Source organism: Streptomyces sp. SAS_272, assembly GCF_052543235.1.
This window is the reverse complement of record NZ_JBMNDR010000185.1, coordinates 1-3,830: the sequence shown is the minus strand read 5'-3', so window position 1 is coordinate 3,830 and position 3,830 is coordinate 1. Positions and strand designations below refer to the sequence as shown.

The following is a 3,830-nucleotide window of genomic DNA, read 5'->3' as shown; positions in this document are numbered from 1 at the left end:
GGGCCGGGGCCGCCGGTGAACGCCCCCCCCCCCCCCCCGCGACGCCGGGCTCACACGCGGTCGGCCGCGATCATGACGTACTGGAAGGAGCCGTCCCGGTATGACTCGATGAACGCCTCCTCGATTCCGGTGACCAACGACGACGTGGCCCGCAGCTCCCAGTAGGGCAGCGTGTCCGCAGTGAGGTCGACGACGGTGTGCGGCACGAGTCGGTTGTCGGCCATGGCGCGCAGGTACTCGCGGCGGGAGTGGATGTTGCACTCGAAGTGGGCGTTGATCTGGGAGACCCACTTCGACGGCTGACCGTAGCGGGGGTTCCAGCAGCCGGTGATCGTCACGTACCGGCCGCCCACCTTCAGGAAGCGCGAGTGCTCGGCGAACAGGTCGTGCAGGTCGACGTACATGGTCGACTCGTTGTTCCACGACGCCGCGATGCTGCCCTTGTCGAAAGGCGTGTCGAGCATGTTGCACACGCGGGAGCGGACGTGGTCCTCGATCCGCAGTTCCCGCGCGCGCCTGTTGCCGAAGTCGGCCTGGGTGGTGGACAGGGTGACGCCCTCGACCTTGCAGCCGAAGCGGCGGTGAGCCATGACCATGGACCCGCCACGCCCGCAGCCGGCGTCTACGAGGGTGTCGCCGGGACCGACGGCGCCGAGGTGGTCCATGAGGAACTCCGCCTGCGCCGATTCCAGCCGGTGCAGTTCCGCGATGAGCTTCTTCTCGTACTCGCTGTGCGCCGGGTCGCCGAGCGCGGCGTGGTCCACGTCCCCGATGCCGTAATGGTGGTGGTAGAGCCCGTCCACGTCACCGAGGCGGAGATTGACCGGTCGTGCCTCCGAGTTCCAGTAGCGGGCGATGTCCTCCTGGTACGCGGTCGCCGGGGCCGGGATCTTCGCGGTGGCGGTCGCGGTGGCGGCGGAGGTCGTCTCAGTGGTCACAGAAAATTCCGTTCTTACCAGAAGTCGGGCAGGCTGTATCGGTAGGTGTTGGTGCGGTGCCAGTCGTGGTTGCCGTCGACCCAGGCAGCCACGCCCCGGAGGAAACGCAGCACCGGGGGCAGTGGGCAGGCCTTCGCGAGGTCGGCCGCGGCGGCCTCGAAGGCGTGCTGGAGTTCGTTGTGGACCTCGACGGCCTTCAGATAGGCGTCGCGCTCGGAGAGCCGCTCGCGTTCCGCGATCACCACCGGCAGGTTCAGGTGGACGCCCGGGCTGTCGAGTTCCTTGGTGTACGAGTAGAGGTCGTTGACGATGGTGGTCGCGTTGCCCGCCAGGGCGATGACCCGCTGCATGTCGGGCCGCGCGTGCAGATCCGCGGGCAGTTCGTAGTCGCCGACGGTGTCGGTGATGGTGGGGCAGGGACGGAAGTTGTTGAACTGGCGCATCGCCAGGTACTCCCACACCTCCGGGACGTGGCCGGTCTGGGCCCAGGCGGCTTCGGCGAGGTAGCCCATGTGCAGCCGGGCCATGTCGTGCCGGTAGCGGTCGGCCTGCGAGGGTGTGGCCGCGCGGACGAAGTAGTCCATCGCGCTGCGGTACGCCCGGCGGGGGGCGTCCGAGACGAGGGACTCCTGCCACGCCGACGCGTACTCCGTCGTGGTGTGGAGGTGGTCGAGCGTCGTGTGCGCGAGGAGGAGGCGCCCGCCGAGACCGACGGGTGACCCGCCGTGGTCCTCGCAGTAGCAGTCGTCCACCGCGTTCTCGGCGACCATGAGGCGGGTGGCGAGCATCAGGTGGTCGACCGTCGGAGCGTCGGGGTGGCAGGCCACCATGTAGCGGCCCACGGAGAAGCCGTCGAACTGTCCCTCCCACTCCTCGGGATAGAGCCGCACCTCGTCCTCGGCCCAGTGCTTGATCCGCCGGCTGACCTCCTCGACGCGCACGGGGTCGGGCTCCGGGACGGCATGGTGGTAGAGCCCGGGGACGGCCCGGCCCGCGGCGGGCGGAGCGGGGGGCGCGGACACCGGTTGCGCAGGCGGGGGTTCGTCCCTGGCGGACAGCGCGAGGGAGGACGTGCCCAGTCCGGTGGGTCCGCGCAGGACCTCCTGGAGGGCGACCCCCTGGAGGGCGGAACCGGCCGCGGTCGGGTCGGGCGTGTGTCCTGTGGTGGGGGCGGCCGTCGGGGGTGGCGGGTCGGGGACCGTGACCGGCGGATGCAGTGCTGCCAGAAAACCGGAGGCGGCATGCGTGGCCGGAAGGTCGGGAACCAGCGGCGCGGGGGCGTCGTGCACGGCTGTGCGCGGCGTCGGTCGCCGCTCGGGCGGGGATGATCCGAGGGGCCCGGAGTCGGGCATCGTCGGCTCCTTGCTGCGGTGGGGTGGGCGGTCCGTCGTGCTCGGACGTGTCACGGGTGGCCCTGCGGCGGACCAGGACGTCAGGACGTCAGCGCGGCCTGGGGGCGATCTGCACGTTCTCCATCACCCCGACGGCGTCGGGCAGGAGCACCGCGGCGGAGTAGTAGGTGCTGACGAGGTACGAGATGACCGCCTGCTCGTTGATGCCCATGAACCGCACGGAGAGCCCCGGTTCGTACTCGTCCAGCAGCCCTGTCTGCCGCAGACCGATGACGCCCTGGTTCTTCTCGCCGGTGCGCATCGCGATGATGGAGCTGGTCTGCTCCTTGCTGACCGGGATCTTGTTGCAGGGCAGGATGGGGACCCCGCGCCAGGCGGGGACGGATTGCCCGCCGAGGTCGACGTGGTCGGGGTAGAGCCCGCAGGCGTTGAAGCCACGTCCGATGGCGGCGATCGTCCTGGGATGGGCGAGGAACAGCTTGGTCCCGCGCCGGCGACAGAGCAGATCGTCCATGTCGTCCGGGGTCGGCGGCCCGGAGCGAGGTTGGATGCGCTGCTTGAAGTCGACGTTGTTCAGCAGCCCGAACTCGCGGTTGTTGATCAGCTCGTGTTCCTGACGTTCCCGCAACGCCTCGACGGTGAGCCTGAGTTGCTCCTCACTCTGGTTCATCGGACCGTTGTAGAGGTCGGCGACCCGGGTGTGGACCCGCAGCACGGTCTGCGCGACGGAGAGCTCGTACTCGCGAGGCTTCAGCTCGTAGTCGACGAAGGTGCCTGGCAGTTCGGCCTCGCCGACGTGACCGGCCGACAGGGCGATCTCCGCCTCGCCGTGTTTGTTCTGCCGCCGGCGTGCGCGGGAGCTGAACCGGTCGACGTGGGCCCGTAGACGGGGTGCGCGGCTGAGGACGGCGGTGAAGTCTGCGTGGGAGAGGGTGAGAAGGGTTCCGGACGTCTCGGCGGTGACCGTGCAGTCGTGACGGGAGTCGGAGTCCGACAGGGCGCTCTCGCCGAAGTGGTCGCCGTCTGCGAGCACCGCGAGGGAGTTCTCTCCGCCGTACTGGCCCTCGGACGTCTGGACGAGCCGGCCGTGGGCGATGAGGTGGATCCGGTCCGCGGGGCTGCCGCGCTCGACGAGGACCTCGCCCGCTGCGAAATCGCGCTGTGTGCAGCGGTCGGCCAGGGCGGTGAGCACGTCCACGTCCTCGAATCCGCGCAGCAGGGCCAGTTCACCGAGCTCCCGGGGGATCACCCGGACCGTGGCGCCCTCCTGGACGAACTCGATGCGCCCGTCGCCGAGGGTGTGGCGCAACCGCCGGTTGACCCGGTAGGCGCCGCCCTTGGTCTCGACCCAGGGCAGCATCCGCAGCAGCCAGCGGGAGGTGATCTCCTGCATCTGCGGGGCGGACTTGGTGGTGGTGGCGAGGTTTCGGGCGGCCGCGGTGCTCAGGGACTGCTGCGCCGCGGCGGGTGTGGTGTGGGTCTCCGGGATGCTGTCGACGGACATCGAGGACTTTCTCCTTGCACGGCAGGCCGTCCGGCG

The 3,830-nt window shown here is 70.0% G+C and carries 3 protein-coding genes; all 3 read right to left on the bottom strand.

What is annotated here, in order from left to right; genetic code table 11:
* Nucleotides 1-50 precede the first annotated feature (50 nt).
* The 3 genes from ACN6LD_RS41900 to ACN6LD_RS41890 all read right to left on the bottom strand — a co-directional run bounded on the left by ACN6LD_RS41900 (nt 51) and on the right by ACN6LD_RS41890 (nt 3,794).
* Nucleotides 51-938 carry a geranyl diphosphate 2-C-methyltransferase gene (locus ACN6LD_RS41900; RefSeq protein WP_319197895.1) on the bottom strand — a complete coding sequence of 296 codons (888 nt, stop codon included), beginning with the start codon at nt 936-938 and terminating at the stop codon, nt 51-53.
* A 14-nt stretch (nt 939-952) separates the two neighbouring features.
* Nucleotides 953-2,290, bottom strand: coding sequence for a family 2 encapsulin nanocompartment cargo protein terpene cyclase (locus tag ACN6LD_RS41895; RefSeq protein ID WP_445045908.1), 1,338 nt, complete (start codon nt 2,288-2,290; stop codon nt 953-955).
* Between the two features lie 88 nt (nt 2,291-2,378).
* A complete protein-coding gene (locus ACN6LD_RS41890) occupies nt 2,379-3,794 on the bottom strand; it encodes a family 2B encapsulin nanocompartment shell protein (RefSeq protein WP_319189362.1) in 1,416 nt (471 codons plus the stop codon).
* Nucleotides 3,795-3,830 lie beyond the last annotated feature (36 nt).

Coding starts and splice junctions, on each gene's coding strand:
- ACN6LD_RS41895 (WP_445045908.1), bottom strand. CDS start 2,290: ATGCCCGACTCCGGGCCCCTCGGATCATCCCCGCCCGAGCGGCGACCG.
- ACN6LD_RS41890 (WP_319189362.1), bottom strand. CDS start 3,794: ATGTCCGTCGACAGCATCCCGGAGACCCACACCACACCCGCCGCGGCG.